The sequence below is a fragment of the Lysobacter sp. CA199 genome (assembly GCF_052078715.1).
Classification (GTDB): domain Bacteria; phylum Pseudomonadota; class Gammaproteobacteria; order Xanthomonadales; family Xanthomonadaceae; genus Lysobacter.
The window spans coordinates 198,280-224,766 of sequence record NZ_JBQJIL010000012.1 but is presented as its reverse complement, the minus strand read 5'-3'; the positions used below and the strand labels follow the sequence as shown (position 1 = coordinate 224,766).

The window sequence follows — 26,487 nt, the reverse complement described above, 5'->3', positions numbered from 1 at the left end:
AGTAACGGCGCATGTCGCCAGATGATCGGCGCACACGACTGGGCATGGAGAAAACGAACGCGGCGCCCAGACCGGCGCCGCGTCACCGCATTACTACAAGCCTTGCAGCGTCAGCTTGAACAACGCACCGCGCAATTCAGGCTTGTGCGATTCGGCAGTGGGATGACCCGAGTCGCGATAACCGACCGCGGTGGAGCGCGGGTATCCGCCTTTCCAGTAATACGTATCCACCGGCTGTTTGGCCTGCAACTGTTCGGCCGTCAGGGTGGATCGGAACACCGTCTCCTCTTTCGCGCCGGTGGCCTGCAGTTGGGTTTGCAGCGCGGTCAGTTGCCAGCGGCAGACACCGCGACTGTAGTAGTCCTCGTCGAGCATCTGATCGAGATACACCGTGGCCCGATACTCGGTACCCGTCATCCGCTTGAGCACCAGCGGCTCGTGGCTGGTGATGCGCGCGGCGGTACCGGAACTGGGGTCGATCTGGCCGCATTCGTTCTCGTTGATCACATCGAACTGCGCCGAAGCCAGGACCACTGCGAACGGACCCGGCGCGCCCTGAATGTTCAGCAACACGTCGTGAGCACCCTGAGGCTGCGGATTGAGCTTGGCCACCCCACGGTTCTGAGCCACCGGCTGCAGACCGGAATTGGCGGGAAGGGGTTGGTTGGTGTTGCTCTCCGGGGCGTTGCAGGCCGAGATGCAAAGGACCAGGAGGGTTGGAACGATTAACGGGCGCAAGAGCCGTCCTCCGTAGCGGTGAGCGACCGACCGTAGCGCCTGGTGGGTGGGCCGTCAAATAGGTGATGGCCGACCGGTATTGACGATATGGACAGACGAAGATCGCCGTTGGTCGAACAGCTCCGTGCCTTCTCTTCTCCCGCAAGCGCGAAGCCCCTGCTTGGTTTCCCTTCTCCCTCGAGCGGGAGGCCCGTACCTGATGTCCCTTCTCCCGCAAGCGGGAGGCCCGTACCTGATGTCCCTTCTCCCGCAAGCGGGAGGCCCGTACCTGATGTCCCTTCTCCCGCAAGCGGGAGGCCCGTACCTGATGTCCCTTCTCCCGCAAGCGGGAGAAGGTGGCCCGAAGGGCCGGATGAGGGCACACGCAACCCGACGCCCGCTGTTGTCGCCCCGCACCGCCAACAAACCGACTGGGTACGTTATCGACCCCAAGCGATCATTAAAGTACGCAGGCAGAAGCAAACTGATCGCCGCCGAATCGCAATCGAATCGACGCGACTTCCGCTGCCCCACCGTAACGGCCAACCCGCTCGAGGAACGACCTTTGATTTACGACGTCATGATCGCCGGTGCCGGCCCCGTTGGCCTGTTTCTCGCCTGCGAGCTTCGCCTGGCGGGCCTGTCGGTGCTGGTACTGGAACAGGTCGAGGACCCGGACTCGCCGTTGAAGCGGCTGCCGTTCGGCAGGCGCGGCCTTTCGGCGCAGACCGTCGAAGCCTTTTATCGCCGCGGATTACTCGGCGACCTGGCACCCCCGCCACGCGCGAAAGACGACGCGGCCGCGCCGGCCGCGCAGAAGCAGCAACGCCAGGCCGGCCATTTCGCCGGAATTCCTTTGGACTTCGCGAATATCGACAGCTCGCGCTGGCGGTATCGCCTGCCCACGCCGGCCGACACCAACCTGGCGGCCGACATGGACCACATCGAAACCGTCCTGACCGCGCGTGCCGGCGCGAACGGCGTCGAGATCAAGCGCGGCCTGCGCGTCGAAGCGCTCGACGCGTCGGACGACGAAGTGACCGTTCGCGCCGGCGACGAAACCTTCCGCGCACGCTGGCTGGTCGGTTGCGATGGCGGCCGCAGCATCGTGCGCAAAGCCGGCGGCTTCGAATTCGCCGGCACCGATCCCGAATTCACCGGTTACTCGGTTCAAGTCACGATCGCCGATCCGGACACGCTCAAGCTGGGCCGTCATTACACGCCGACCGGCATGTACTTTCAGATGCAGCCCGGGACCATCGCGATGGTCGCATTCGACGGCGGCGCTTATCACCGCACCCAGCCGATCACGCTGGAGCATGTGCAGGACGTGTTGCGGCATATCACCGGTACCGACGTCACGTTGACCTCGCTTCGGTTGGCCACGACCTGGACCGATCGCACCCAACAGGCCACGGCGTACCGCAACGGACGAGTGCTGCTCGCCGGCGACGCCGCACACATTCACTCCCCGTTGGGCGGCCAAGGCCTCAACCTCGGGCTGGGCGATGCGATGAACCTGGGATGGAAGCTGGCCGCGACCGTGCGCGGCAACGCGCCGGCCGATCTGCTCGACAGCTATCAGAGCGAACGCCATCCGGTCGGCACGCAGGTGCTCGACTGGTCGCGCGCACAAGTCGCACTGATGCGGCCCAGCCCGAGTTCGCGCGCGCTCGAAGCCATCATCCGCGACCTGGTCGACACGCGCGATGGCGCCACCTATTTCGCCGAACGCCTCTGGGGTGTCGGCCTGCGCTACGACCTCGGCGACGGCCACCCGCTGGTGGGCCGTAGTGCTCCCGATTTCGAGTTGAGCGGTGGAACCAGACTCGGCGAGCTGCTGCACGACGGCAAGGGGCTGTTCCTCGACTTCGGCGCCGATGCGCCGTTCCGAGCGCTCGCACACCGCTGGAGCGACCGCATCACCTATGTCGCCAGCGACGCCACCGACCGGTTGGGTCTGAGCGCCGTGCTCGTGCGCCCGGATGGCGTGGTCGCCTGGACGAGCGACAGCAACGCCGATCCGGACGAAGCGGCCAGCGCTGCGACGCGATGGTTCGGCGAACCCGAACGTTGACGGCAGCGCCGTGACCCGGCGCCGTCGCACCGCCTGACGCGGGCGAACGATCGATCGCGACGCTTCAACCGCGCCGTGCGGCCTCGATCGCAGCGATATCGATCTTCTGCATCTTCATCATGGCGTCGAACGCGCGCTTGGCCGCCGCCGGATCGGGATCGGTGACCGCGGCGGTCAGCGCACGCGGCGTGATCTGCCACGACAGACCCCACTTGTCCTTGCACCAGCCGCATTCGCTTTCCTTGCCGCCATTGCCGACGATCGCATTCCACAAGCGGTCCGTTTCAGCCTGGTCGTCGGTCGCGACCTGAAACGAAAACGCCTCGTTGTGCTTGAACGAGGGCCCGCCGTTCAAGCCCAGGCACGGGATGCCCATCACCGTGAACTCGACCGTCAAAATCTCGCCTTGCTTGCCATCGGGATAATCGCCGGGCGCGTGATGCACCTCGCCCACCGCGCTGTCCGGAAACGTTTGCGCATAGAACTTCGCGGCGTCCAGCGCGCCGCCGCCGTACCAAAGACAGATCGTGTTCTTGCTGACCATTGCGGTTCTCCTATAGCCAAGGCGGATATGCGCATTCAAGCCAAGCGGGACGCAGGATTACGGTATCGCGCTACAAACCGCGGGCGTACGGGTAATCGTCTCATGGCCCACGCTACGTGCCCGATCACATTCGTAAACAGGGCCTGGGCGGCGGCGACTAAAAACACAATCAGGAGTTCGGAAAGCAACGCGACGTCGCCATCATCCGCGGATGCTTCGTCGCGTTGATCGACGGAGTGTGCACAAGACGCATGTCCAATAGGAAAACGTCGCCCAATCTCCGGGCGCTCGGCACCACTCAGTCCCCGATACCCCGAGGCAGCGCCAATCCCGACGCGCCCGCGACCACTTTGCGCACGCTGGAGACGGCGGCCGAGGAAAGCGAACGGTGCACCAGAAACGCGGGCGCCTTGCCGCCGATGTCGGTCAGAGACGCGTACGTCAATCGCGTCCCCGCGCCGTTCGGCGTCATGGTCCACTCCCCGCGCGCGCGCAGCGCGATGCAGTCGGGCTTGGGTTCTTTGCCGGCATAGTCGAGCGATACGAACTTCACCCGTATCCCGCCGTTGGCGAGGGCTTGCCGCTCGAATCGCATCGAGTAACAACGATCGCTGGCCACCGACGTGCTGAGCACGTCGGACCAGACGGCCTTGTCCGGTCCGCGATGGATGAAGGTGCGGACGATGTTCTTGTTCTTTTCGTCGAGGTACTTGCCGAGCAGGTAGTCGGCGATGGTTTCCGGCGAAGCTTTCAACGACGTGGTGACACGAAGCTCATCGAAACGTTCGTCGGGAAGACTCCGCGCTTCCAGGCGGATGCCGTCCTTGTCGCTGACGGTTCGCCAAGTGGGAGGTTGGGCGCTGGTTGTTGCTGGCCATGCGGCCAGCAACAACAGCAGGAAACCCGAGCACCGATCCATTGTGCGTGGACTGCGGAACGACGCCATGGCTCGTCTCCCGGCATTTGAGCCGTTGCGTGGATTCGATGCCATGCGCATGACAGGGTCAAGACAGTCGAGATTCAACGCCATCGGTTGCAGCGCCACGCGCGATCTCGACACGCTGCCAGATCGCATCCGGCGTGCAGTTCTTCCATACCCCATGAAGCAACTCACGGAACGCGGCATTGTTCAGCGCCGTGCGCTCGATGCGCTCAATGAAATAGTCGCCGAAGTCGGCGATCATGTCTTCCAGCGGACCCGCAGCCAGATACCCGAGCACAGCGTCCGGTGGATTGCGGGCCAGCACGCCCATGACGAACTGCCACATCGTTTCGCGGTCTACGGTTTCGAGGATGAATATGGTTCGCTCGTCCGCCCAGGACAAGGGATTGTCCGGACTCATGCGGGATTCTTCGGGCTCAAGATGAAGTTTGATGAATGCATCGATCCAAGCGTCAAGCGAGGGTTCGGAGATCATGGAATCAGGCGGCTCAGCCGCGGGTTACGGGAACGGGTACTGGGAAGTCGCAAGCAGCGTCGCCACAGCCGAGAACGAACGGCGACGGTGCGCAGCATGGAGAAGAATCGAGAGATGCGGTGGCGATTCCGACTGAATCGCGAAGCAGGCCGGGAGGCGGCAGAGGCGCCGGTGCGGCGCGTTGGGGTGGCCGGATGATACGTGATTGCGCGACCGAATCAACTGCACGCGCGTAGTTCGCGGCTGGTGTCGTTACGGCCCAGCCCATCGGGACAGCAATACCAGGTTGGCGTCGTGCGTCAGATCCTCGGCGTCGTAATAGAACAAGCCAGCCGTCGAGACCTCGATCATGCATCCGTGCTGGAGATACGCCCACTCCGCCGCCGCATGGCCGGGCAGCGCCGTCTGTTCGGCGATCATGACGATGACCACGCCAGTCGCATCGCTTCCCCAGCGGATGCTGTTGCCCAGGCGCACGTCCTGGCCGTCGTTATAGTGCAGTGTCGTCATCGGCCACCCATATTCCCCTTGGATGGTTCGTCCGGCGTCTGCCCGAGCGCCTGGGCCTGAGCCGAGTGCTGAGCGATGCGCTCGTTGAGCGCCTCCACTTTATCGAACGATACCGCCTCCGGCGTACGCGCAGCCTCGTCGGTTTTCATATGCGCGCGCAGGTGCGCCGGGTCGTCCAGCCGACCTTGCACGACGAAGACGTTCTCGCCGGCGGCAACCTGGCCGCTCTTGTTGCTGAAGACCACGTGATCCACCCGCGACAGGCCGCCCTCTTTGGCCAAGGCCAGCAGGCTTGCAGTCATGCGCTCGCTGGTTTCGTCCCATTGGCGGCCGTGCTGCCGATCTTGATCGCGTACATGGCTGGCTATCTGGGAGTAGAGATTGTGATCCGAGTGATCCGGGCTGGAGGAAACAGAGTGCCGGCGCTCTCCGGCAGACTCCGAGCCTTGCACCTGCGCTCCTCCGCGATCGGAAGAACGCTGCATCAACAACCGATAATCGCGCAGGTACGCGTCACGCTGGGTTAGGACGCCATCGCTGTTCTGGTCAACCAACGGTTCTTGGCGCGTGTACGGAAAGTTGGGAATCGGCGCGGCCAACCTCGCAACAGCCTGCTCATCGGTCAGGCTGCCCCTGGACCAGTCTATGTAAATGGCAGCGGTTCCCAGCCCGCCACCCTGCGCATAGCCGATGTCTTTCCAACGCGGTTGAAACTCACCGTATCCCTTGAGTTCGGTGAAGATCGGGAACGCGTTGAAGATAGCGCCGGCTTCGAGCTTTGCTCGATAGGCAACATACTCATGCTCGCCCTGCCCAATGAACGGCATCGCCCCCGGATTGAACTTGTCGTGCCCGATCTCATGAGCCAAGGTGGTGAACATCGACAGTTCCAGCTCGATCGCCCGCTTAGCGTCCGGGCCGTGCAGGGCATCATAGTCCTTCTTACTCACCACGATCCGCGGCGGCTCGGTGGCATGGTAGTAAGGCAAGGACACCTCCTCCTTCGCCTCGATAAAACCGCCCTTCTGGAAGAACCTGCCGAAGCCTTCGCTGGCATGGGGCGAGTGAAGAATCCAGTCTTGCATTCGCGACGGCATCGCCTGAAATCCTGGATGCGCCTTCAAGTAGTCTTGGCTGCGCGTAGTCAGCGAATGCTCTTCGGGACGTTCCATGCTCTGCCTTCAGTGAACTAGAGGCCTTATGCTAGAACCGCCCGGAGCCAGGGAGAAGACGGTGAAAATATGTGCATTAGATGTACGCAAAAGCGCTGCGTCGGCACTAGTTATTGCACTGATAAGCCTGACGAGCGCCTGTTCAACACCAGGACAACGTCAAGCCGACACACAAGACGAACTTAGCATCGAAGGCTTGATCACCCTGCCGCTTCGGACAGGCCCTGCGGGCTTCGATCGTTTGACCGGGGCTCTTCGCAACCACTTCCCCATAAACGATCAGTCGGCCGTTACGAGCCAACTCGAACAACAGAATCCGTTGAAGCTTAACGATGGCTACGTGGTGCGACGCTATCTACCAATGGACGATGGCCGCCACGTGCTGATTGAAATCGACAGCTCGCCCTGCTTCCCGATCCAGCAAGCCATCGCAATCTCTCGCCCGGACCCATCTCGACTGGATCAGTCCCGACGCGCTGGCGTTTATCTGGCGACAGACAGCGGCATGTCAGTCGGACTCACCTCTTCGGACCTAAAGCGACAGTGCCTTACTTCGCTGGAGATCGCGGAAACCCCGCGTTGATGCCTGTGAGATCGGGTGCATGGCGACGCATGTAGGCGGCATCATGTTACTTGTTGGCGAAGCAACTCTTTGAGATAGACAACGCGCGCGCGTTCGCCTCACTCGCCAAACCTCAGCTTTGGACAGGCATACGCGGGGCACAGCAGGGAGGTTCCAGACAAGCGCGTCGAACTCTCCGCGCGGCAGCGCGCGCCCGGATTCAAGACGACGCCCCTTCCCTATCCCTAGTCATCGGCGCTCCAGCGGAAGGCCGCGACGCGGGCAAGGTGTGCCGACAGGGCACATCGATGAGCAAAAAATACATTCCGGAAAGCGAAGAAGCCTTGAAGGAAAGCGGGCGAGTCATTCCCTTAGGGCTTTTTTGGCTTCGCGAAAGCCGCGGCGGGACTACGGAGAGCGAATTTCGGACTCGCGAGTGCGGCGTCGGCTTTCCGGAGTCCGGATTTCAGATTCGCGAGAGTGAAATCGGCTTGCCGGAGAGTGGATTTCGCTTTCGCGAGTGTGGCGTCGGCGTCGGGAGTGCGGATTTCGCTCTCGCGAGTCCCGAATTCACTCTCCGTCATCCCTCAGCGGGATTCGCGAGGGCCTCCGTGGCTGTCCGCAATGAGGCTCGGGACCACACGCAGGCCCGGACGGGCATCCGGCGTGGCGCTTCGGACTGAGGAAACGCCCGTGCGATCCGACGCAATGCCGGCGCTACGCACACCAGAGCCCGGCTTACGAACCTGCGCGGCCGGCGGACGCTTGCGCGAGGCGGGCCTTGAGGTCGGCCACGGCCTTGCGCTGCTCGGGTTTGGACAACAGGCCCAAGGTCAGGATGGCCTCGGCCATGGTGTCGGTTTCGGCGTAGAGGAAGGCGAGCGGGACGCCCAAGGCCTACGCGACGGATAGATTTCGGGATTAGCCAACTTCCCTCACCCACTTAATAAGACGTTGAGCGGCAAAGAATTCTTGGTCGTAAAGCGACGAATATTTGTTAGCGCAGGGGCGCAAGTGGTCGATATCGGCTAGATCATCCCACCAGTGGCTTGGCTTGTATTTCTCCGCCCATAACGACCGAGGATGCAACTCTCCGTCTAAGACCCCTTCAGCGATTTTCGAAGAGGCTTCGATTCCTCTGACGACCGCACTGTAGGAATGGGTCTTGTGAATGTTCTCGCTTAGACGTGCTAACTCGGACAGCGCAAGTGATCCTCCGTGGCCGTTCTCGCGACTAATGTGCCAACGGTGCGGCAGCACCCGATATCGAAACTCATCGTACTTCAGCACCACGTAGCCGACGTGTGGCATCTGGTCGCCTCGGACGAAGAGCACGGCTTCGATACCATCTCCTAGGAACAGCGAGAAGTAATCTTTCACGAGAGGCGGGTACTCATCCTCCGCATAGAAGGGGCGACCATCGCCACGCCACAGATAGTCATAGGACGCCCCTAGCGCGCCGCATATCGCTCGCGCCTGCTCTGGATTCATCTCCGCAGCCCCATGAACAAACCCCTCTATTGTCGAGAGCTTCATGTCCGGCAGTTGCTCGCAGAGGTGCGCCATTGTTCGCTCAATGGAGCCTTCTCCCACGCTGGATTTTTCAAGGATCTCTCGCGCGCGCCCCGACACCTTTTCCACAGACGACCATGGGAGCGCTTTACGCACGCTGTGGCGTGCGGCGGCGCGATCGCCTAGCCGCCTAACCACTAGATTAGATAAGAATGTCGAGATTGTTGCGAACAGATCCATGTGCGCCCTTCCTTCATTCGAATGGTTTAGCTTTTTAGACGTGCCTGCAGAAACACGTTGGCACGATGGTATTCCAGATAAGCGCGCTGACCACTACTGAAGGCATGGGTATTGGCGAGCGTCGCCGGATCGAGCCCCATCCGTTGCAGGGATGGGATATGGGCGACAGGAGAGATCAGAACTCGCCCGCTGTCTTCGAAGCTGAGGAAGCCCCGATCAAAGAGATGATCGGCATCGGGAGTCAGTAGCAAGCCGTTCTCGCCGTCGAGGCGCTCGTGATTACTGGCATCGCGCCAGGGTTTGCAGTGACTGGCTCGCAGATGCTCCACCCGGTCTACGCCTGTAAGGCGGCATCGCGCTTCGATCTGCATGACGCGCTGCTTGAACAACCCTTGGCCGCGACGCGCTTGGACGACGGCTTGCTTGGTGGTCTCGGGGAGTCCGGCGTCTGCGCGTAACTCCGCGATCTGGTGCTCTTCCCATTCGATCAGTCCCTGCCCGACGGGAGTCACCGCCGCATCGGCGATGCGTAGGCCATTGATGATCGAATGCGCCTGACGGCCAATTACGTCGGCCAGCGCCAAGGCAAAAGGCTCGGGCAACAAGGTCAAGTAGATGCTTTGCAGGCCATGGCCATTGGCCCGTAACGGTGCGTACCGTTTGGGCAGCAAAGGCGCCAACTGGGTCATGTGATCGGCGGGGCGGACCGCAGAGGTTAGTTCGTGAAAGCGCACATCGACCCGCCAACCCACCTGATCCCAGTACGCGCCGACCTGTCCGAACTCGCGTGGCTTGGGCGCCTCATAACCGTGCGAGGCAATGATGCCCACGGTCTTGATCCACCCGTCAGCAAAGGAGAACACAACGTCGCCCGGGGCCACCTCTCGCATGTACTCATAAAAGGGATTGCGGTGGCCGTTGGCTTTGAGCTTCGGCGACCACAAATAGCCGCCCCGCACCTCATGTGCGTACGTTTGATTCTGATTGACCCACCAATAGCGCATCCGCGGATGATGCCCAACAAACGCGCGCAGGAGAATCCACTCGACACGCAATTAGCACAGTTTCTACGAGCTGCTGCAGGCGCAACGTCCCTTGAGACGAAGACGGCAGCGAGTGGAATGGCGGCGCGGCTTGCGCAAAGCTGCCTACCCTACTTCGCCCGCATCACCACGAAGTGCGGTGAATCGTCGAAACCACGCTGGCGATCGGACAAATGCTCATGGTCATAGGTGGCGCCCATACGATCCATGGCGTCGGCCGCATTGGCCAGGAACGCGGCAATCCGCCTGAGTTCGGCGGGATTGGCCCATAGATTGATCTCGGCCAGATCCACGTGGCGGGCTTCTTCTGCCTCGTCGCTTTCGACGCTATAGCCTCTGATCTTCATACATTGCCTGCGCAGGTCCTATTGGGAAGCCGGGGCGTCGCCTAATCGTCAGCGCGCCCCTGGGGCCAACATGATGCGTGATGCGCGCGCCGAATGGCCGTGGCGACTAGGACTTGTCGCGCGCGGCGACCGACTGGGTCAGGCGGGCCTTGAGGTCGGCCACGGCCTTGCGCTGCTCGGGTTTGGACAACAGGCCCAAGGTCAGGATGGCCTCGGCCATGGTGTCGGTTTCGGCGTAGAGGAAGGCGAGCGGGACGCCCAAGGCCTCGGCGATGCGGCGCGCGGTCGCCAGATCGGCGTCATGGACCGCCTTCTCGTAGCGGTTGATCCGCACGGCCGCGGTTTCTTGCGGTAGACCTATGGTCATACCCAGCTCCTTTTGGGTTAGCCCGGCATCTTCCCTGGCCTGCTTCAAGCGCTGGGCAAAGATTGAGCGGGCGTCTACTTCGGTCTGGGCCATGTGTAGAAGGATGGCTTCAAACCTTCGGAGCGTAAATTACGTTAAACGTAACTACATGTCTAGCCCGACCGCTTGAACCATAAGAGTTCAAGCTGCTGGCCCGGCTCCGTATCCAAACGCGTTTGTATCTATGCGTTCGTTCTGAACGCCGCCTTGCGTGAAGATAGATCAACGCAACTACTAACAGGGGGATACAAGGAATGGCAAAGATATCTTTGACCGACTTCGTAGATGTTGTTTCCAAGTCTGGAACGCCCAAAGCGACTAAGGTGGCTCAGATAAAGAATCGTCCTGAATATGGCCCCGCACAGGATTTCTATAAAATATTCCGTGACGGGATCATTGAATTGCATAAACGTGATGACGAAAAGTCTGAACTTAAAAGCATCCTATTGAAAACGACAGACGAAAAACGATTAGCTCATTACCCAGGCATGGTAAAAGGCTATTCAAAATGGTGGGGCAAGAGAACACTTTCGTGGTTTACACCGGCAACCTCGACATATAGCAACTCAGGAATTGATGTCTCAGTGAACCCGGAACTTGGGATTAATATTGATGGCCTCAATTACATAGTGAAAATGTATATGAAATCGGAAAAGCTCACAAAACCCAGAGCCGAATTAATAACTGAGTTGATGGAGAAAACGCTCCGGCCGTTGATAAAAAACAATGCAAGGATCGGAATCCTGGACGTAAAAAATTCGAAAATATTCGAACACACACCAGGCAAAAAACCTCTCAAGCCAATGATCGATGCAGAACTAGCTTACATTGCCTCGTTGTGGCCGAGCCTGTGATTCAGGCGATGAGAATTGGGTTCTCCTCGGCCTACTAGATACTTCAGATCGCGCCAAACTAAAAAGCCGAGCTGTTAGCTCGGCTTTTTAGTTTGGCGACACTTCAAATGCACTTAGGTCGATAGGTGTCCAACAACGCCCCCGACTCCAATAGCCCACATGGTTTCTATCGTGGAGCTCAGAAAAATGCGGATACGAGAGGTTAATGTTTTAGCCATAGATTTCTCCTTAGTGCTGATGCCGGCCGAAAGAACCAGCGATTGTGAAACATAACGCAGCAAGAACAACAGAAGAGCTATGGAGCCAACAAGCGTTACACCTATCACCCCTATCGGCCTGAGTGCATTCAACATCTTTCTATATAAATCGAAACTCTACCTCCCATGCCCTGCAATCTTTGCTACTCATCACCTTTTCCAACGGGTGGAAAGACATACCTCGCTTGCGGATCACGCTCAATATCATCGCGATGAATATGTATTAATAATCCCTTCGCAGCCAGTCGATTCAACATACTCCGAGCAGAAGGCCAAGTCTTTCCTGTTAGTCTCTGCGCTTCACTAACGCTGATCTGCCCATACTCGGCCGCGAAATTCAAAGCACGCTTCTCAGATTCACTCAGATTACGCGCGATAGAAGCACCAATCAATTGAGCCACATCCGAGTCCACCCAAACTTTTCGCTGCTTAATATTATTCCTTAACGTCACACGCACCGTTGCATGCCCAACTTGCTCTTGAGCAAACTCTGGCCGAGGAAGCTCCATACTCTTCATTTCTTCGCGAATTCTTTTCGTACCCTCATGGGCACAGCGCACATACTGCAAATAATACATCGCCTCCATCAAACATGGATTGCGCGGATGATGAACATCGTAGATATTTTGCTCGTTTACAAACGGAGGGAAGGCGCCAGGACTCTCGACAATCAGACGATCATCAAACATTTTTACAAAAATGCTCATGTTCTTCATTCCGTCGCCATAGCTACGATGAACGCAAGCATTCACAATTGCCTCATACCATGCAAACCGAGGATATTCCGACGAAGTGTAAAATTTCCCATCTTTATTCAGCTTGGAAAAGTTTCTAAGCTGCGTAAGTAGAACCTTCTCCGCCTCTTGAATCAAGTAAGGGACCGGGCCATCAATCCATATATCCTTTACCGCATTCCACTTCTCACCCGTCCCCTCTGATTCGCCATCAAAGCGTAAGAACCGTATTCTTGCGCCCGGAAGCACATCTCGAGGGTCCTTGGCGAGCAGCAAAACGCAAGCCATATTTGGCCGAAAAACACCTTCGTAGAACTTGCCAAGCTTAGCAAGCGTCAATACATCTGGCGTAGTGTGATTATTATCGAGACCCCGGGTTTCAATAAACGATTGAACAAATTCTTTAACCAGCTCACGATCAAAATCATCGGGAAATACAAGAGTTGAGTCTTCGCGCTCAAACGAGACCTCTCCTTTATCCATCTGGAGCGATCGTATTTCTTCGTGAGATTTTAGCTCAACCTTACTGTCGCCTTTCCTCGTGAAAACCTTCTTATCGACCGTTTTAACAACTTTAGAAGGATGATATTTCACTCGAAACAGAAGCAAATAGTCCTGAACACCATCTTCGCGTAGGAACTGGAATTTTCTAAAATTGCAATTTGAATCCGGGCAGTACTGATACGCCGCCTGCTCTAGACGGTTAACCTTGTCAACCCCTACTTTCTCGCAACCTTCCCAAACTCCCTGCTTATCAATCCCAACGATAACGACGCCACCATCTGGTGCCGTATTCGCCCACATACTGAAATATTCGGCGAGATCTTTCGGCGAGTAGCTCACCGATTTATGTTCGAACCGGGAGCTTTCCTTTATCCCACGGAGAAGCTCGATCGTGGGACGATCGAAAAGCTCGTCGGGCGTAACACTGTCAGGCGTCCGCGCGGGTGGGAAATCAAAGGCAAGCTGAGGGGTATCGTTCACACTTTTCGCCAGAATCGAATAATTTAACTCCGCTTTTTTCAGGCTAATCCCGCGAAAAAGCGACGCAGGGAATCAAGATTAAGCTTTACAAGAAAATATATCTCAAACCCCCAACGGATTCGGCTTCTCCACATCAATCTTGTACTGCTTGATAGCCCTCGCCACATCCTTCCCAGTCATCTTCCCTTCCGCCGCCAGCGCCGCAATGGCCGCATGCGCGATGTAGTACCGGTCGACTTCGAAGTGACGACGCAAGTTGGCGCGGGTATCGGAACGACCGAACCCGTCGGTGCCCAGCACGGTGTAGCGCATCGGCACGAACGCGCGCACTTGCTCGGGGTACATGCGGATGTAGTCGGTCGCGGCGATCGCCGGACCCACACGCCCTTCCAGCAGCTCAGTGATGTACGGCTTACGCGCGGTCTTCGCTTCCGGATTGAGTCGGTTCCAACGCTCAACATCGCTCGCGTCGCGAGCGAGTTCGTTGAAGCTCGGGCAAGACCAGATATCCGCGGTGACGCCGAAGTCTTTGTCGAGCAACTCGGCGGCGGCGATGGCTTCGCGCAGGATGGTGCCGCTGCCTAGCAGTTGCACGCGCAGTTCGCCTTTCTTGGGCTTGCCGGCGTCCTTCAGCAGGTACATGCCCTTGATGATGCCGTCGGCGCTGCCTTCGGGCATATCAGGGTGGGTGTAGTTTTCGTTCATCAGGGTGAGGTACCAGTACTCATCCTGTTGTTCGGTCAGCATGCGCTGCATGCCGTGTTGCAGCAGGGTCACGACCTCAAAGCTGTAGGTCGGGTCGTAGCTGCGGCAGTTCGGGATCAGGCCGGCCTGGACCATGCTGTGGCCGTCTTCGTGTTGCAGGCCTTCGCCGTTGAGGGTGGTGCGGCCGGCGGTGGCGCCGAGCAGGAAGCCGCGCGCGCGCATGTCGGCGGCTTGCCAGGCGCTGTCGCCGATGCGCTGGAAGCCGAACATCGAGTAGTAGATGTAGAACGGCAGCATCTGCAGGTCGTTGGTGCTGTAGCTGGTCGCGGCGGCGAGCCAGGACGAGAACGCGCCTGCTTCGGTGATGCCTTCTTCCAGCACTTGGCCGGTGGTGTCTTCGCGGTAGTACATCAGTTGGTCGCGATCGACCGGCTTGTACTTCTGACCGTGCGGGGCGTAGATGCCGAGTTGGCGGAACAGGCCTTCCATGCCGAAGGTGCGCGCTTCATCGGCCACGATGGGGACGATGCGCGGGCCGACTTGTTTGTCGCGCAGGGCGATGTTGAGCGCTTGCACGAACGACATGGTGGTGCTGATTTCGCGTTCGCCGGTGCTCTTGAGCAGGCGGTCGAAGGCTTCGAGCTTGGGCACGTCCAGCGAGGTGCTGGCTTTGCGGCGGCGCTGCGGCAGGAAGCCGCCGAGGGCCTTGCGGCGCTCGAGCATGTATTCGACTTCCGGCGATTTTTCGCCGGGGTGGTAGAACGGGACGGCGCCGTCTTTCAGTTGTTCGTCGGTAACGGGGATGTTGAAGCGGTCGCGGAACAGGCGGACGGCCTCGTCGTCCATCTTCTTGGTGCCGTGGGTCGGGTTGAGCGATTCGCCCGACGCGCCCATGCCGTAGCCCTTGACGGTCTTGGCCAGGATGACGGTGGGCATGTCCTTGGTGTTGACGGCTTCCTGGTAGGCGGCATAGACCTTGTGCGGGTCGTGGCCGCCGCGGTTGAGGCGCCAGATGTCGTCATCCGACAGGTTGGCGACGAGGGCGGCGGTCTCGGGGTATTTGCCGAAGAAGTTGTCGCGGGTGTATTTGCCGCCGAAGGCCTTGCAGTTCTGGTATTCGCCGTCGACGGTTTCCATCATCAGTTGGCGCAGCTTGCCGGTGGTGTCGCGCGCGAGCAGCGGGTCCCAGTAGCTGCCCCAGATGGTCTTGATGACATTCCAGCCGGCGCCGCGGAATTGGCCTTCAAGTTCCTGGATGATCTTGCCGTTGCCGCGTACTGGGCCGTCGAGGCGCTGCAGGTTGCAGTTGACGACGAAGACCAGGTTGTCGAGGCCTTCGCGGCCGGCGACAGAGATGGCGCCCAGCGACTCGGGTTCGTCGGTTTCGCCGTCGCCCAAGAAGGCCCAGACCTTGCGGTCGGACTTCGGCATCAGGCCGCGGCCTTCGAGGTATTTCCAGTTGCGCGCCTGGTAGATGGCGCTGATGGGGCCCAGGCCCATCGATACGGTCGGGACTTGCCAGTAATCGGGCATCAGCCACGGGTGCGGGTAGGAGCTGACGCCGCGGCCGTCGACTTCCATGCGGAAGTTGTCGAGCTGGGATTCGCTCATGCGGCCTTCGAGGAAGGAGCGCGCGTAGATGCCGGGGGAGCTGTGGCCTTGTACGCCGATCAAGTCGCCCGGGTGGTCGGCCGAGGGCGCGCGCCAGAAGTGGTTGAAGCCGACGTCGTAGAGGGTGGCCGCGGAGGCGAAGCTGGCGATGTGGCCGCCGAGGTCGCCGGGCTTGCGGTTGGCGCGGACGACCATGGCCATGGCGTTCCAGCGGATCAGCGAGCGGATCCGCCATTCCATCGCGTTGTCGCCGGGGCTCTTGGCCTCCATGTGTACGGGGATGGTGTTGATGTATTCGGTAGTTGGCTGGAACGGGAGGTGGGCGCCGGCGCGGCGGGTGACCTCGACCATGCCTTCCAGCAGCTGATGGGCGCGCTCGGCGCCGTCGCGGGCGATGACGGCCTGGACGGATTCGACCCATTCCTGGGTTTCGGTCGGGTCGGGGTCGTTCAGCAGGAGGTCGTGCAGAGAGCTGGCAAGCGGCTGGTTCATCTATCTCGCGGCCCCGTGGCCGCGCCTCGTGTTTTGTGGGGGCGGATTAGAGCGTGGAGTCTAACAAACGGGGGGCGGGGTTCGGCTTGCTTTGGGTGGTCGGTGGGGCGGGGTAGTTCGTATTGGCTAGGGGGTTTGAGGACGGTGGCTGGACGGGTGGATACGGGGGCGTGTGGTGGGGCGATTTGCGTTTGGATTTGCTGTGGGTGTGGTTTCGTGGTCGCGGCTTGCGCCGCTCCTACAGGGCGGCGGGTGGGGCGTTTCCGACTGTAGGAGCGGCGCGAGCCGCGACCTCGCTGTTTCGGGCGACGGTGCTACGGCGGAATCTGGATTAACCCGACACGCGGCGACGGTTTTTCCCGATTTGGCGAAAGGTCCGGCCAAGCGACGGTTGGTGCATGGACGAATTGCTTGCTCCCGTATCTGTTCCCATCGCTACTCTCGCGACAAAACGTGGCCATGCTGCGTTGCGGCGCGGGCGCGCTTCCGAGGCAGGGCGCATTTATCTGCTGACCTTCGTGACTGAACACCGGCAGCCTTGGTTCGCCGATACGCGCTTGGCCGAGGCGGCGGTGTCGGCGTTGTTGGATGCGCGGTCGTGGCGGCATTCGACGTTGTTGGCTTGGGTGTTGATGCCGGATCACTGGCACGGGCTGGTCGAATTGGATGAGCGCGATTGTTTGCCGGCATTGGCGCGGCAGCTCAAATGCGCGAGTTCGCGACGGGTGCGGGCGGTGCTGGGCCAAGTGGTGCCGGCGGCGGTTTGGGCGCGGGCGTATCACGATCAGGCGTTGCGTCGCGAGGACGCGCTGTTGGCGACGGCGCGGTATGTGGTGATGAATCCGGTCCGGGCGGGGTTGGTGCGGCGGGTGCGGGAGTATCCGTATTGGGGGGCGGTTTGGGCGCGCAGGTGATTGGGGTTGTGTGGTTGTGATCGGGTGACGGTCACGGCGTTTGGTTGCGCGGTCGCGGCTTGCGCCGTTCCTACAGGTAGCTCATGTAGGAGCGGCGCGAGCCGCGACCGCGTCAATTGAACAACGACGCGAACAACCGCCACACCGCGTCGCTCACCCCGGCGCACTGCGCAGCAGCACGATGCCGCCGACAATCAGCCCTACCCCGCCCAGTTTCAGCGGCGTAATCGATTCGCCGAACATCATCGAGCCGATCAGCACGGTGCCGGCGGCGCCGATGCCGGTCCACACGGCATAGGCGACGCCGACCGGCAATGCGGTCAGCGCGCGGCCCAGCAGCCAGACGAAGGCGGCCAGCGAGATCAGCGAGACGGCTGTCCAACCCGGCCGGGTGTAGCCCTGCGAGAGTTTCATCGACAAGGCCCAGGCCACGTCGATCAAACCGGCGGCGATCAGCATGGTCCATGCGGTCGAGGCTTTCATGCGCGGGCGCTCTCGGCTCGCACCCGCGCATCCTCGCGTTCGCGGCGCAGCGCATCGCGGACGCTGTCGCGCTGGCCGATGCGGTCGAGGTAGGCATCGAGGTTCGGGTACGCGGTCATGTCCATCTTCAGCGCGCGGGTCCAGCCGGCGATGGTGTAGAGGTAGGCGTCGGCGATACTGAAACGCTGGCCGAGGACGAATTCGTTCTTCGCCAGATGTGCGTCGACCAACGCCAGGCGCGGCTGCAGGCGGTCGCGTGCGATCTTGGCCGGGGTTTCGCCGTACTCGGGATGGAACAGCCAGGGGCTGAAGAGTTTGTGCAGTTCGGAGCTGATGAAGATCAGCCACTGGTTCAACTCGATCCGCTCGACGCTGCCGTGCGCGGGGGCGAGGCCGCTGTCGGGGTGCAGGTCGGCGAGGTATTGCAGGATCGACACGCCTTCGTGCAGCACGCGGCCGTCGTCGAGTTCCAGCAGCGGCACGTAGGCCAATGCGCCGAGTTCGCGGAAGTCGCGGCCGTCGGCGACGACGCTGGGGTCGGGGCCGATGCGCACGCGGCTCAGTTCGGCGTCGATACCCAGTTCGCGCAGGACGATGTGCGGGGCGAAGGAGCAGGTGTGCGGGGTGTAGTAGAGCTTCATCGCGTGTGTCCGTGGGGGAGTGGCGCTACTCTCATCGAACGCCCCGATGCCCGGAATACGGCGCGAATACAAGGATTGCTTGCGGATGCGACAACCTCGTCTGTCTTTGGAAGACTTCGATCTGCTGCGCGCGATCGGCGCGCACGGCAGCCTCAGCGGCGCGGCCAAGGCCTTGGCGCTGGATCATTCCAGTGCGTTCCGGCGCTTGGCGGCGATCGAGGCGCGCGCGGGCGCGGCGTTGTTCCGGCGCAGTCGCAGCGGGTATGTGGCGACGGAGGCCGGGGCCATCGCGATCGCGGCGGCGCAGCGGATTCTCGACGATGCCGATCGGCTGCAGCGTCAGTTGGCCGGGCGCGACACGCAGGCCGAAGGACGCTTGCGCATCACCCTGCCCGACACGCTGGCCGGCGTCGCGGCGCGGATGTGCGCGGCGTTCAGCGCCGAGCATCCGCAGGTGCGTTGCGACTTGATCGTCGCCAATGCGTTCGTGAATCTGCAGCAGCCCGATGCGGACGTGGCGTTGCGTGCGAGCGCGTTGATGCCCGATGGCTTGTCGGTGCGGCGGATCGCGTCGATTTCGACCGCAGCGTATGCGGCCGGCGCGACCAAGATCGGTAAGCGCGCGGGTTTGGCCGACGGCGATTGGATCGGTTTCGACGATGTGCTGTCGCATCTGTCGTCGGCGCATTGGTTGCGTACGAACGTGGCGCCGGAGCGGATCGCGATGCGGGTCAACTCGCTGCCTGCGGCGTTGGCGGCGTGTCAGGCGGGGATCGGGCGAGCCTTGCTGCCTTGCTATTACGCCGATGCGGCCGGTGGAGTGAAGCGGATTTCGGCGCCGATGACCGAGGTGCCGACCGAGTTGTGGTTCGCGATTCACCCGGACATGCGGCGCTCGGCGCGGGTGAAGTTGTTGCGGGAGTTTGCGATGCGGTGGTTGCCGGAGCGGGTCGAGGTGCGGTGAGGGCGGCACCTGTCGTGAAAGCAGCTACCGTGATTGCTGCGAGGTCTTTTGTGGGAGGGCCTTCAGGCCCGACGCTTTTCTTTCAGTCAGCGGCGATCTGATCGAAAAGCGTCGGGCCTGAAGGCCCTCCCACAAAAGATTTCGCGGCAATGCGGCGTGTGTTGCGAACCTGCGGCTACGAAGGACTCATCTCCTCATCGAGCCATCTCAAAAACGCCTTCACCGGCGGATGCCGTTCGCGCCCCGGGACGCACAGCACGTGATACGTCTCGCCTGGCACGCTGATTTCGGGCCGATACGGTTCCAACAGGCCGCGCGCGACGCTGCCGGCGGTGACCACCGAACTGGCCAGGACCAAGCCCTGCCCGGCCCCGGCCGCGTACAAGGCGTAGTGCTCCTCGTCGTAGGCGCGCATCCTCGGTGTGCGCTGCATCCAGTCCAGGCCGGCGGCGGCGCACCACTTTTCCCAAGTGCACTCGTACAACTGCGAGCCGCCCCACTCCACGGTGATCAGCGTCGGCGGCTGTTTCGCCGCTTCCGCGCGCGCTTGCCCCACCGCGCCGTACACGCCGAAGAACTCCTGCATCGCGCCGTGCCGGTGCAGGCCGGCCGGCACCGCGCCGCCGTAGCGGATCGCGATATCGACGCTGGCGTCCTGCTCCAGGTCGATCGGCCGCGCGCACGTATCGATGCGCACTGCGATGCCCGAGTGACGGGCGTAGAACCGGCCCAGCCGCGGCACCAGCCACAACGCCGCGAAGGATGCGGTGGTGGTGACGGTGAGGCCGCCGGTGTCGGGCCGCGGGCGCAGCACGGCAACGGACTGGGCGACTTCGAGCAGGGCGCCGTGCACGTCGCGGAACAGCCGGCGGCCGTCGTCGGTCAAGGCCACGCCGCGCGGCTGGCGCTGGAACAAGGCGCGGCCTAGCCAGTTTTCGAGTTGCCGGATCTGGTGCGAGATCGCGGTCGGGGTCACGTGCAGTTCCTCGGCGGCGGCCTTGAAGCTGCACAGACGCGCGGCGGCTTCGAAGCTGCGCAAGGCGGTCAGGGGGAGTTCGACGAACATGGCTTCAGACCTGAATTTGGCTCATGCCGGCTCAATTATCGTCATTTGAGCCGGACAGTGGGCGGAACTAGATTCATTGCAGCCCTCTTCGGACCGCCGCTGCCATGACCTCGCCCCACCCTCGCCGCCTGCTGATCCTCGTCGCCAGCCCTCGCCGCAACGGCAACAGCGCCGCGCTCGCCCAGGCCACCTTGCGCGGCGCGCGGGCGGCCGGGTTGGACGCCTCGCTGGAATTCGTCGACGACCACCTGCGCTCCCTGCTGCGCGATTGCCGCCAATGCCGCGACGAGCACGGCCGCTGCCGCATCGACGACGGCTACAGCGACTTCTTTTTCGACCGTTTCCTCGAAGCCGACGGGCTGGCGTTGTGCTCGCCGGTGTACTGGTACGGCATGTCGGCGCAGGCCAAGGCGTTCTTCGACCGCATGTTCTGTTTCGTGGCGCGCAGCTACCCGGATTCGGCGCGGGTGCGCCAGCGCATCCAGGGCAAGCGGGTGGCGCTGCTGACCGCGTCGGAGGAGATCTATCCGTCGATCGCGCTGAGCATGGTCCACCAGATGCAGGAATACGCCCGTTACACGCATTCGCAGTTCATCGGCGTGGTGCACGGTCAAGGCGATCAGCGCGGCGGCGTGTCGGACGATCCGCGGGAGCCGCTGGCCTCGGCCGAGGCCTTGGGCCGCGAGTTCTTCGAGCGGGCGCACGCGGATTATCACGTGGATTCGCTGCGGTGAGGTGCCGCCGGCGCCGGTAGGAGCGGCGCAAGCCACGACCACGACCTCTCAGTTACGACGCACGCGCGATGGCGCGGTCGCGGCTTGCGCCGCTCCTACAGTCGGCTGCCTTACCACGACCAAATCTGGCGGGATTCGCTTTCTTCGACCGCTATGCGCGCGGGCATGGCGGGCAAATCAGCTCGATGATTGCTCATGTAGGAGCGGCGCAAGCCGCGACCGCGACCTCTCAGTTACGACGCAAGCGCGATGGCGCGGTCGCGGCTCGCGGCGCTCCTACAGTCGGTTTTCTTGGCGCGGCCAGATCTGGCGGGATTCGCTTTCTTCGATCGCTTGCCAGCCCAGAAACGCGGCGATGCGCGCGGCCAGGGCGTCGTACCACGCGGGCGGTTCGGAGTACGGGCAGATCAGTTCGACGATGTCGATCCGCGGGATGAATTTGCCGTCGCTGCTGTAGCCGCCGTTCGGGTTGGTCTTGGCCAGGATCATCAGCATCTGCGGTTGGCCGGGTACCGATTCGAATTCGACCGGGCCGATCTGGCGCAGCTCGGGCTGCGCGTCGAGGTAGGCGATGAGGTCCACGGTGTCCGCCGGCTCGGCTTGCGATGAGGCGGGGCGCAGGGTGAGGTACCAGCTCATGCGGGGCGGACCTTGGGGGTTATTGGCGATCTGAGCGAAAAGCGTCGGGCCTGAAGGGCCCTCGCACAAGAGCGATTCACGTCCAATCTGGAGATCCTCTCCACAAAGGCGGGATGCGTCGGGCCGATCGATTCCGCCGCGGGTTCAGCGCAGTCCGAACCAGGACCGCGGCATCAGCAGCTTCAGGGCGCGCTCGGCGCTCTTGCGGCGCAGGCCGCGCTGGGTCAGGCCGCGCACTACCGGGCCGAGCCAGCGCCAGCGCGGTTGGGCGATGAAGGCTTCGCGCGCGTCGGCTTCGATGCGGTACATCGCCAGTACGTGTTCGGCCATTCGCCGCTTGCGCGGGGACAGCTCCGGCATCTGCCGCATGCAGTATTCAAGATCGTCGGCGGTGCCGCGATAGAACTGCACGGTGCGCTCGTACCGACGGCGGGTGGCGACTTCGGGCGGTTCGTCGCGTGCGAACACCGTGCCGCTGACGCTGCCGGGATGACGACGGTACCGGATCAGCGACTGGCGCAGGCACAGCGATTGGCCGAGCAGCGCACCGCGCAGGCTCAGGGCGTTGTCTTCGATCGGCCCGATCAGCGGGCCGAAGCGGTCGAACACGCAACGCCGGAACGCCATGGTCGCGCCGAGCAGGCCGATCAGCCGGCCGATGCGCACGTAGTAATCGAGTTCGTAGCGCTCCGGGCGCTTGCGAAAGCTGACCTTGATCGGCCCGCCGTTGCTGTCGATGCCGTCGAAATCGCTGCCGAGCACCATCGCGCCGGGCGTGTCGTCGAACGCGCGCACGATGGTGTCAACGCGTTCGGGATAAGCGATGTCGTCGCCGGCCATCATCACGATGATTTCGCCGTGGGCCAGCGCCATCGCCTCGTTGAAATGCGCCGACACGCCGAGATTGCGCTCGGTGCAGCGCACGCTGACCCGGTGCGGGCCGCAGTAGGCGGCGACCATTTCCTCGGCGATGTCGAAGGTGCCGTCGTCGGAGCAATCGTTGGAGACGATGATCTCGCACGGCACGGTCTGGGCGAAGGCGCTTTCGATCGCGGCACGGATATAGTCCGCGTCGCGGAAACACAGCAGCAGCACGCTGACCCGCGGCCAGGGCTCGGCCACGGGCACGAACGCAGGCGCGAACTCGATCGACAGCGGTGCTTCGCTGGCCAGTACGGCGTTCACAGCGCCTCCTTCGCCGGCGCGCGTCGCATCAGACCCCGCCGATTTCCGAAAGCCCCTTGCGCTCGGCCTCGCGCGAAGCACGAATCTGCGCGTCCACGGCCGCGATCGCGGTCATGTTGACGACGCGGCGCGGAGTCGAGGCCGGGGTCAGGATATGCGCGGGCTTGTCCAGGCCCATCAGGATCGGACCGATGGCCACGCCGTCGGTCATCACCCGCACCATGTTGTAGGTGATGTTGGCCGCGTCCAGGTTAGGCAGCACGAACAGGTTGGCGCGGCCGTGCAGGGTCGCGTTGGGGAAGATGCGCTTGCGCAGCACGTCGTCCCATGCCGTGTCGGCCTGCATTTCGCCGTCGATTTCGAGTTTCGGCTGGCGCTGTTTGACGATCTGGCGGACCTTGCGCATCTTCGCCGCTGACGGGTTGTCGTGGCTGCCGTAGTTGGAATGCGACAGCAGCGCGACCTTGGGCTCGATGCCGAACAGCTTGAGGCGGTAAGTCGCCTGCAAGGTCGCCTCGGCGATCTGCTCGGCGCTGGGGTCGACCTGGACGTGGGTGTCGAGGAAGAACCACGCGCCCTGGTCGTTGATCACGCCGGTCATCGCCGAGGTGCCGGACACGCCCGGATCGAAGTCGAAGATGCTGCGCATGTAGCCGAGCTTCTTGTGGAAGCGGCCGACGAGGCCCGAAATCATCGCGTCGGCTTCGCCGCGTTCGACCATCAGCGCGGCGATCAGGGTCGGGCGCGAGCGCAGCAGGTTCTTCGCCGCCGCAGGCGACACGCCGCGGCGTTCGGTCAGCGCGTGGTACTGCTGCCAGTATTCGTTGAAGCGCGGATCGTCGTTGATGTTGGTCAACTCGAAATCCACGCCCTCGCGCATGCGCAGGCCCAGGCGCTTGATCCGGGTGTCGATGACGTCGGGGCGGCCGATCAGGATCGGATAGGCCAGTTCTTCGTCGATCACCGTCTGCACCGCGCGCAGCACGGTCTCTTCTTCGCCTTCGGCGTAGACCACGCGCTTGCGGTCGGCGCGGGCGCGGTCGTAGACCGGCTTCATCAGCAGACCGGTGCGGTAGATGTACTGGCTGAGTTTTTCTTCGTACGCGTCCATGTCGTGGATCGGACGCTTGGCGACGCCGGAATCCATCGCCGCCTTGGCCACGGCCGGGGCCAGCATCACCAGCAGGCGCGGGTCGAACGGACGCGGGATCAGGTATTCAGGGCCGAACGTGGGGACGTCGCCGCCATACGCGCCGCCGAGGTCGGACGATTCCATCCGCGCGATCGCGGCGATCGCGCGCACGCAGGCCAGTTTCATGTCTTCGTTGATGACCGTGGCGCCGACATCGAGCGCGCCGCGGAAGATGTAGGGGAAGCACAGCGCGTTGTTGACCTGGTTCGGGTAGTCCGAACGGCCGGTGGCGATGATGCAGTCCGGACGCACGGCCTTGGCGTCCTCGGGCAGGATTTCCGGATACGGATTGGCCAGCGCCAGGATGATCGGCTTGTCGGCCATGGTCGCGACCATTTCCGGCTTGAGCACGCCGCCGGCCGACAGGCCCAGGAACACGTCGGCGCCGACGATGATGTCGGCCAGGGTGCGCTTGTCGGTGTCGCGCGCGTAGCGCTGCTTGTCCGGGTCCATGTTGCCGCGGCCGCTGTAGAGCACGCCGTCGCGATCGACCGCGAGGATGTTCTCCGGCTTCATGCCCAATGCGACCAGCATGTCCAGACAGGCGATGCCGGCCGCGCCGGCGCCGCTGGTGGCCAGCTTGACGTCTTCGATCTTCTTGCCGACCACTTCCAACGCGTTGAGCACGGCGGAGCCGACGATGATCGCGGTGCCGTGCTGATCGTCGTGGAACACCGGGATCTTCATCCGCTCGCGCAGCTTGCGCTCGACGATGAAGCACTCCGGCGCCTTGATGTCTTCGAGGTTGATGCCGCCGAAGGTCGGCTCCAGCGAGGCGATGATGTCGACCAGCTTGTCGGGATCGCGCTCGTCGATCTCGATGTCGAACACGTCGATGCCGGCGAACTTCTGGAACAGCACGCCCTTGCCTTCCATCACCGGCTTGCCGGCCAGTGGGCCGATGTCGCCCAGGCCGAGCACGGCAGTGCCGTTGGTGATGACCGCGACCAGATTGCCGCGCGCGGTGAGCTCGCTGGCGGTGTTGGGGTCATCGACGATGGCCTCGCAGGCGTAGGCCACGCCCGGCGAATAAGCCAGGGCCAGGTCGCGCTGGGTGACCATCGGCTTGGTCGCGGTGACCTTGATCTTGCCCGGCGGGCTGAGGCGGTGATAGTCGAGCGCGGCGGTTTTCAGATCGTTGTCGGACATCGCTTGGGGGCTACCGTGGCAAGGGCGCGAGGGTGTTGGATCAGCAGTCTAATGGATCGTCATGGCGGATTCGCGCCGCCGCCATGCGGCATTCATTAGTACTTTGGGGTTGTTTGCGTTTGTAGCCGGTGCCGGGCGGACGGGCTTTGCGGCAACGGCCGGTCCGCGATTCGCGAACCCGCGCACACAACCGACGCCCGGGTATGGTGACTCACGGCACGGCGCTCCCGTCCTTGCGCTGCGGCTGAACGGTGCTGCGCCAGGCCTCCAGGAACTGCCGGCGCTTGAGCCCGTCCAGGTACACCAGCAGGCCCGGCCCCAGCGGAATCGGCCGCAGCGCCCGCACCCGGGTGCCGTCGCGGGCCTGCGGGCCCTGCGGCGCACCGGGACCACGCAGCACCGGCTGCAGGCCGACGTGGCGAGCCAGCATGGCCTGCCCGCGCGGGGACAGCAGATAGTCGAGAAAGCGCCCGGCCTCGGCGGCATTGGCCGCGGTGCGCGGGATCAGCGCAGTGCGCAACAGCACCAGGGTGTAGTCCTCGGGCAGGACGATGCCGAGCGGAGCGCCGTCGTCGATCCGGGCCTGGGCGTAGGAACCCAGCACGTTGTAGGCCAGCGCCAGTTCGCCGCGGGCGACCCGGTCGAGCAAGGGACCGGTGCGTTCCTCCAGCACCGCCCGGTTGTCGCCGAGCGCGGCCTGCAGGGCGCCGGCCATGCTGCCCAACTGGTGGTCCTGGGTCGCCAGCAGATAGCCCACGCTGCTGCGGGCGACATCGTAGGTGCCGACCCGCCCGGACAGCTTGGCGGCCGGATCGCGCAGCAGGGCCAGCAGTTGGCGGCGGGTATGCGGCACCCGCGCCGCCGGCAGCAGGCGTTTGTTGTAGACGATGACGATGGGTTCGTAACTGATGCCGAAGGCTTCGTGCCGCCATTGCGACCACGCCGGCAACCCAGCGGTGGCCGGCGAGCGATGAGCCAGGGCGTGGCCGTCGTTGGCCAGCTTGGTCTGCAGGTCCATGCCGCTGCTGATCAGCAGATCGGCGCTGCGCGGGCCGGCCTGCAGGTGGCGGGCGTAGATGTCCTGCGCGACCAGGTCGGAGTATTCGACCTCGGTGCCGGGATTGAGCCGCTGGTAGTCGGCGATGACCGCGGCGAAGTTCTCGATGTCGGTCGAGCCGTGGATGCGCAGTTGCGCGGCGCGGGTCTGCGGCGCCTTGAAGGTGCGCACGTCGCCGGGCTCGGCCTGGGCCGGCGCGGTCGCGGCCAGCGCCAGCAACAGGGCGAGCGCGGCCAGGAGTGCGTACCGGACGGGCCATCGCACACGGATCGGACGGT

The 26,487-nt window shown here is 62.6% G+C and carries 27 protein-coding genes; 6 read left to right on the top strand and 21 right to left on the bottom strand.

Annotated elements, in window-relative coordinates; translation table 11 throughout:
- Positions 1-93: 93 nt before the first annotated feature.
- The gene (locus tag ACTOWJ_RS22300; RefSeq protein ID WP_441336806.1) at positions 94-738 is read right to left on the bottom strand and encodes a hypothetical protein; all 645 of its coding nucleotides are present in this window, start codon (positions 736-738) and stop codon (positions 94-96) included.
- 544 nt (positions 739-1,282) lie between these two features.
- Between ACTOWJ_RS22300 and ACTOWJ_RS22295 the strand changes: the two genes are divergently transcribed.
- A complete protein-coding gene (locus ACTOWJ_RS22295) occupies positions 1,283-2,794 on the top strand; it encodes an FAD-dependent monooxygenase (RefSeq protein ID WP_441336805.1) in 1,512 nt (503 codons plus the stop codon).
- A 64-nt stretch (positions 2,795-2,858) separates the two neighbouring features.
- Here the strand turns inward: ACTOWJ_RS22295 and ACTOWJ_RS22290 are convergent, their stop codons facing one another.
- The 5 genes from ACTOWJ_RS22290 to ACTOWJ_RS22270 all read right to left on the bottom strand — a co-directional run bounded on the left by ACTOWJ_RS22290 (position 2,859) and on the right by ACTOWJ_RS22270 (position 6,438).
- On the bottom strand, positions 2,859-3,338 hold the full coding sequence (locus ACTOWJ_RS22290) for a VOC family protein (protein ID WP_441336804.1): 480 nt from the start codon (positions 3,336-3,338) through the stop codon (positions 2,859-2,861).
- 298 nt (positions 3,339-3,636) lie between these two features.
- A complete protein-coding gene (locus ACTOWJ_RS22285) occupies positions 3,637-4,284 on the bottom strand; it encodes a hypothetical protein (RefSeq protein WP_441336803.1) in 648 nt (215 codons plus the stop codon).
- Positions 4,285-4,342: 58 nt separating this feature from the next.
- Positions 4,343-4,756 (bottom strand): DUF6869 domain-containing protein, encoded by a 414-nt coding sequence (locus ACTOWJ_RS22280; RefSeq protein WP_441336802.1) that lies wholly within the window; start codon positions 4,754-4,756, stop codon positions 4,343-4,345.
- A 252-nt stretch (positions 4,757-5,008) separates the two neighbouring features.
- Entirely contained in the window at positions 5,009-5,266 is a 258-nt protein-coding gene (locus ACTOWJ_RS22275; protein ID WP_441336801.1) for a hypothetical protein, read from the bottom strand.
- On the bottom strand, positions 5,263-6,438 hold the full coding sequence (locus tag ACTOWJ_RS22270; protein WP_441336800.1) for an XVIPCD domain-containing protein: 1,176 nt from the start codon (positions 6,436-6,438) through the stop codon (positions 5,263-5,265). Before ACTOWJ_RS22270 ends, ACTOWJ_RS22275 begins: the two co-directional genes overlap by 4 nt.
- A gap of 61 nt (positions 6,439-6,499) precedes the next feature.
- On the opposite strand from ACTOWJ_RS22270, the gene ACTOWJ_RS22265 reads away from it, so the two are divergent.
- Positions 6,500-7,021 carry a hypothetical protein gene (locus ACTOWJ_RS22265; RefSeq protein ID WP_441336799.1) on the top strand — a complete coding sequence of 174 codons (522 nt, stop codon included), beginning with the start codon at positions 6,500-6,502 and terminating at the stop codon, positions 7,019-7,021.
- A 717-nt stretch (positions 7,022-7,738) separates the two neighbouring features.
- On the opposite strand, the gene ACTOWJ_RS22260 is transcribed toward ACTOWJ_RS22265, so the two are convergent.
- The 5 genes from ACTOWJ_RS22260 to ACTOWJ_RS22240 all read right to left on the bottom strand — a co-directional run bounded on the left by ACTOWJ_RS22260 (position 7,739) and on the right by ACTOWJ_RS22240 (position 10,602).
- Positions 7,739-7,894: a hypothetical protein gene (locus ACTOWJ_RS22260; protein ID WP_441336798.1), complete on the bottom strand. Its 156-nt coding sequence runs from the start codon at positions 7,892-7,894 to the stop codon at positions 7,739-7,741.
- Between the two features lie 27 nt (positions 7,895-7,921).
- Entirely contained in the window at positions 7,922-8,752 is an 831-nt protein-coding gene (locus ACTOWJ_RS22255; protein ID WP_441336797.1) for a hypothetical protein, read from the bottom strand.
- A gap of 26 nt (positions 8,753-8,778) precedes the next feature.
- The gene (locus tag ACTOWJ_RS22250) at positions 8,779-9,807 is read right to left on the bottom strand and encodes an HNH endonuclease (protein WP_441336796.1); all 1,029 of its coding nucleotides are present in this window, start codon (positions 9,805-9,807) and stop codon (positions 8,779-8,781) included.
- Positions 9,808-9,905: 98 nt separating this feature from the next.
- Positions 9,906-10,142, bottom strand: coding sequence for an Imm32 family immunity protein (locus ACTOWJ_RS22245; RefSeq protein ID WP_441336795.1), 237 nt, complete (start codon positions 10,140-10,142; stop codon positions 9,906-9,908).
- Positions 10,143-10,248: 106 nt separating this feature from the next.
- On the bottom strand, positions 10,249-10,602 hold the full coding sequence (locus tag ACTOWJ_RS22240; RefSeq protein WP_441336794.1) for a helix-turn-helix domain-containing protein: 354 nt from the start codon (positions 10,600-10,602) through the stop codon (positions 10,249-10,251).
- A 200-nt stretch (positions 10,603-10,802) separates the two neighbouring features.
- On the opposite strand from ACTOWJ_RS22240, the gene ACTOWJ_RS22235 reads away from it, so the two are divergent.
- Positions 10,803-11,402 (top strand): hypothetical protein, encoded by a 600-nt coding sequence (locus ACTOWJ_RS22235; RefSeq protein WP_441336793.1) that lies wholly within the window; start codon positions 10,803-10,805, stop codon positions 11,400-11,402.
- A gap of 400 nt (positions 11,403-11,802) precedes the next feature.
- On the opposite strand, the gene ACTOWJ_RS22230 is transcribed toward ACTOWJ_RS22235, so the two are convergent.
- Positions 11,803-13,377, bottom strand: coding sequence for an ATP-binding protein (locus tag ACTOWJ_RS22230; protein ID WP_441336792.1), 1,575 nt, complete (start codon positions 13,375-13,377; stop codon positions 11,803-11,805).
- Positions 13,378-13,479: 102 nt separating this feature from the next.
- Positions 13,480-16,185: a pyruvate dehydrogenase (acetyl-transferring), homodimeric type gene (gene aceE / locus ACTOWJ_RS22225; protein ID WP_441336791.1), complete on the bottom strand. Its 2,706-nt coding sequence runs from the start codon at positions 16,183-16,185 to the stop codon at positions 13,480-13,482.
- Between the two features lie 398 nt (positions 16,186-16,583).
- On the opposite strand from aceE, the gene ACTOWJ_RS22220 reads away from it, so the two are divergent.
- The gene (locus ACTOWJ_RS22220) at positions 16,584-17,099 is read left to right on the top strand and encodes an REP-associated tyrosine transposase (RefSeq protein WP_441336790.1); all 516 of its coding nucleotides are present in this window, start codon (positions 16,584-16,586) and stop codon (positions 17,097-17,099) included.
- 153 nt (positions 17,100-17,252) lie between these two features.
- Here ACTOWJ_RS22220 and ACTOWJ_RS22215 read toward each other — a convergent pair whose 3' ends face one another.
- Together ACTOWJ_RS22215 and ACTOWJ_RS22210 are read right to left on the bottom strand one after the other, a co-directional pair.
- Complete coding sequence (locus tag ACTOWJ_RS22215; RefSeq protein ID WP_441336789.1) at positions 17,253-17,582, bottom strand: DMT family transporter; 330 nt, start codon at positions 17,580-17,582, stop codon at positions 17,253-17,255.
- Positions 17,579-18,223 carry a glutathione binding-like protein gene (locus ACTOWJ_RS22210; protein WP_441336788.1) on the bottom strand — a complete coding sequence of 215 codons (645 nt, stop codon included), beginning with the start codon at positions 18,221-18,223 and terminating at the stop codon, positions 17,579-17,581. The genes ACTOWJ_RS22215 and ACTOWJ_RS22210 overlap by 4 nt, the downstream gene beginning before the upstream one ends.
- An 85-nt stretch (positions 18,224-18,308) precedes the next feature.
- On the opposite strand from ACTOWJ_RS22210, the gene ACTOWJ_RS22205 reads away from it, so the two are divergent.
- Positions 18,309-19,187: a LysR family transcriptional regulator gene (locus ACTOWJ_RS22205; RefSeq protein WP_441336787.1), complete on the top strand. Its 879-nt coding sequence runs from the start codon at positions 18,309-18,311 to the stop codon at positions 19,185-19,187.
- Positions 19,188-19,269: 82 nt separating this feature from the next.
- On the opposite strand, the gene ACTOWJ_RS22200 is transcribed toward ACTOWJ_RS22205, so the two are convergent.
- The gene (locus ACTOWJ_RS22200) at positions 19,270-19,320 is read right to left on the bottom strand and encodes a DUF6053 domain-containing protein (protein WP_441336855.1); all 51 of its coding nucleotides are present in this window, start codon (positions 19,318-19,320) and stop codon (positions 19,270-19,272) included.
- Between the two features lie 42 nt (positions 19,321-19,362).
- Positions 19,363-20,253: a LysR family transcriptional regulator gene (locus ACTOWJ_RS22195; RefSeq protein WP_441336786.1), complete on the bottom strand. Its 891-nt coding sequence runs from the start codon at positions 20,251-20,253 to the stop codon at positions 19,363-19,365.
- A gap of 104 nt (positions 20,254-20,357) precedes the next feature.
- On the opposite strand from ACTOWJ_RS22195, the gene ACTOWJ_RS22190 reads away from it, so the two are divergent.
- Positions 20,358-20,987, top strand: a complete 630-nt coding sequence (locus tag ACTOWJ_RS22190) for a flavodoxin family protein (protein ID WP_441336785.1) — start codon at positions 20,358-20,360, stop codon at positions 20,985-20,987.
- 276 nt (positions 20,988-21,263) lie between these two features.
- Here the strand turns inward: ACTOWJ_RS22190 and ACTOWJ_RS22185 are convergent, their stop codons facing one another.
- The 4 genes from ACTOWJ_RS22185 to ACTOWJ_RS22170 form a co-directional block, all read right to left on the bottom strand.
- Complete coding sequence (locus ACTOWJ_RS22185; RefSeq protein ID WP_441336784.1) at positions 21,264-21,626, bottom strand: hypothetical protein; 363 nt, start codon at positions 21,624-21,626, stop codon at positions 21,264-21,266.
- Between the two features lie 144 nt (positions 21,627-21,770).
- Complete coding sequence (locus ACTOWJ_RS22180; protein WP_441336783.1) at positions 21,771-22,811, bottom strand: glycosyltransferase; 1,041 nt, start codon at positions 22,809-22,811, stop codon at positions 21,771-21,773.
- A gap of 28 nt (positions 22,812-22,839) precedes the next feature.
- Positions 22,840-25,152, bottom strand: a complete 2,313-nt coding sequence (locus ACTOWJ_RS22175) for an NADP-dependent malic enzyme (protein WP_441336782.1) — start codon at positions 25,150-25,152, stop codon at positions 22,840-22,842.
- Between the two features lie 211 nt (positions 25,153-25,363).
- Entirely contained in the window at positions 25,364-26,446 is a 1,083-nt protein-coding gene (locus ACTOWJ_RS22170; RefSeq protein WP_441336854.1) for an ABC transporter substrate-binding protein, read from the bottom strand.
- Positions 26,447-26,487 lie beyond the last annotated feature (41 nt).